The sequence below is a fragment of the Devosia sp. genome (assembly GCF_030689745.1).
Lineage (GTDB): Bacteria > Pseudomonadota > Alphaproteobacteria > Rhizobiales > Devosiaceae > Devosia > Devosia alba.
Genome location: NZ_JAUYGL010000209.1, coordinates 1 through 2352 on the forward strand (window position 1 = coordinate 1; position 2352 = coordinate 2352).

2 protein-coding genes and 1 pseudogene are annotated in these 2352 nt (G+C 63.3%); all 3 read right to left on the reverse strand.

Going from position 1 to position 2352, the window contains the following annotated elements:
- Window positions 1–363, reverse strand: a pseudogene (locus Q8O80_RS18230) (ABC transporter permease); the annotation flags it as partial.
- A gap of 100 nt (window positions 364–463) precedes the next feature.
- Window positions 464–1375 carry an ABC transporter substrate-binding protein gene (locus Q8O80_RS18235; protein ID WP_305581900.1) on the reverse strand — a complete coding sequence of 304 codons (912 nt, stop codon included), beginning with the start codon at window positions 1373–1375 and terminating at the stop codon, window positions 464–466.
- Between the two features lie 81 nt (window positions 1376–1456).
- The coding region (locus Q8O80_RS18240) for an aromatic amino acid lyase (protein WP_305581902.1) at window positions 1457–2352 on the reverse strand (896 nt) is incomplete at its 5' end.

Below are 2352 nucleotides of genomic sequence, written 5' to 3' on the forward strand. Positions count from 1 at the left end.
CCCCGGCGAAACCCGGGCAAAGCTGTTGCCCGCCGGCGTCAGATAGGCGGCCGACTGCCCCATCAGCACGAACAGCACCGCCAGCACGAAAAAGCCGACAAGCAGTTTGGCGCGGGCGGTAAAGCGCAGCAGTGCGACGACAAATCCGGTCAGCAGCACCGCAGCAAGCAACAGGCCCAACTGGCCCGGCAGAGCCTCGGCCAGGCTCTGGGTTTGGCCCAGCACGATGCGGTTGGCGCGGAACAGGGCGAAGGGCAGCGCGGCGCCTGCGGCAGCAATCAGCGCGATCAGCACGCCAAGCTTGTCGAGCGCCAACCAGGTCGGGCGGGCGCCGGTCGCAATGGTGGTGTCGGCTATGCTCATGCTGGCTCCGGAATGGTCAGTAGATGCGTCGCCCGAAGATGGCCCGGCTCGAGGGGAGCCGGGGACGGGGTGAGCGCATGGCCCTCACCCCGGTTTGCCGCTAGTCGAGGAAACCGCCAGTCGTCAGATAGTCGGTCGCCACGGCGGCGGAAGCCTCGCCACCCACCTGGACCCGGCCATTGAGGTCTTGCAGCACTTCAAGGGTCAGACCGGCGAATACCGGCTTGAGCAGCTCTTCGATCTGCGGATATTCGGTGAGCACGTCCTCCCGGATGATCGGGGCGGGCTGGTAGACCGGCTGCACGCCCTTGTCATCCTCAAGCACCTTGAGCCCGGATGGGGCGATGCCGCCATCGGTGCCATAGACCATAGCGGCGTTGACGCCATTGGTCTGCTGGGCAGCAGCGGCAATGGTGGCCGCCGTATCGCCACCCGACAGGGTGATGAGCTGATCAGGGGTCAGGGTGAAACCATAGACTTCCTGAAATTTCGGCAGGGCAGCGGGCGAGTTGACGAACTCGGCCGAGGCGGCCAGCTTGACCTCGCCACCGCCGGCGACCCAGGCGCCAAATTCGCTGAAGGTGTTCAGATTATTGGCTTCGGCGACATCGGTGCGGATGGCGACTGCCCAGGTATTGTTGGCAGGCGATGGCATCAGCCAGACGATCTTGTTGGCCTCGTAGTCGAGCTTGGCGGCCTCTGCATAGGCCAGCGCCGCGTCGTTCCACAGCGGGTCATCGGCCTTCTCGAAGAAGAACGCGGCATTGCCGGTATATTCGGGATAGATGTCGATTTCGCCAGCGGTAATGGCCTGCCGAACGATCGGCGTGCCGCCGAGCTGAATGCGGTCTTCGACGGCAATATCATTGGCCTCGAGCACCTGCTTGATGATGTTGCCCAAAACACCACCCTCGGTGTCAATCTTGGATGAAACAACAACCTGTGCATTCGCGGCCGTGACAGAAATGGCGAGCGCGGCGACGGCGCTCAGAAGCTTGGATGTGAGGCGCATTGGTTTCTCCGTTTTCTCCGGGCCCAGAACCCGGTTTTCCCTAACGTATCGACTTGGCAGAGCTGGGCTAGGTCTCAAATGCTAATTGATGGGGCCCAAGGCGAAAAACTCGTCCAATTCCATAATCGCCGAGTGGCCAATTAGTTCGTTCATAAAAGCGTCAGAGCCCAGGGCGATCTCGACGGCCTCCACTTCGGCGGAGAGGGGCCGATCGAGTGTGTAATAGGCGGCATGCTGGCGCACGAGGTCATAGACGATACCGGGGACATTGCCTGGCCGGTCGCCCGAAATGTCCATGGCCTGCGCCGCCAGAATGGCTTCGAGCGCCGCCAGACGGTTGAGTGCCAGCACCTGCCGTTCAAACCGCTCCACCACCAGGGGCAAAAAGGCAGCCTCGTCTTCGAGCCCACCCGCGACCACCATGGAATTGGCCGAGATCGGGTTGGTCATGCTGAGAACGCGGGCAAACAGCTCGCCGGCCAGCTTGATGATCGGGCCAAAACCGGTGGCAATGGCGCCCGGTGCCACCAGATTGACCGGCAGGTCGCGCCGCCCGCCATTGCCGAGCAGGACACAGCGATTGAACGAATTGCGTGCCATATGGGCAAGGCCCAATTGGGCAGTCTGCAGGAACACGGTGACGTCGAGCGGCAGTGAACCACCCGAGGTCAGCACCTGCCCACCGGCAACCACGGGATTATCATCGGTGCGTCCGGTGGCGGCGAGCAGGGTCTTGCCGGCAGCGACCAGGGTTTCAAACCCGGTGGCAAACACCTGGCTCATCATGCGCAGGCTGAGGGGGTCCTGAATATGGGTGGCGTTGGGCCAGTCCCAGCCCATGGCATTGAAGTAGAGCCAGGCGCCAATGCCGGCCTCGCGCTCGGTGCCAACATGGGCCACTGCCTTCCAGGGGTCACGCGACGCGCCGAGCGCCCCCGCCGTTGTCAGCCCGGTGGCGAGCATGACGCGTACCGTCT

Coding starts and splice junctions, on each gene's coding strand:
- Q8O80_RS18235 (WP_305581900.1), bottom strand. CDS start 1,375: ATGCGCCTCACATCCAAGCTTCTGAGCGCCGTCGCCGCGCTCGCCATT.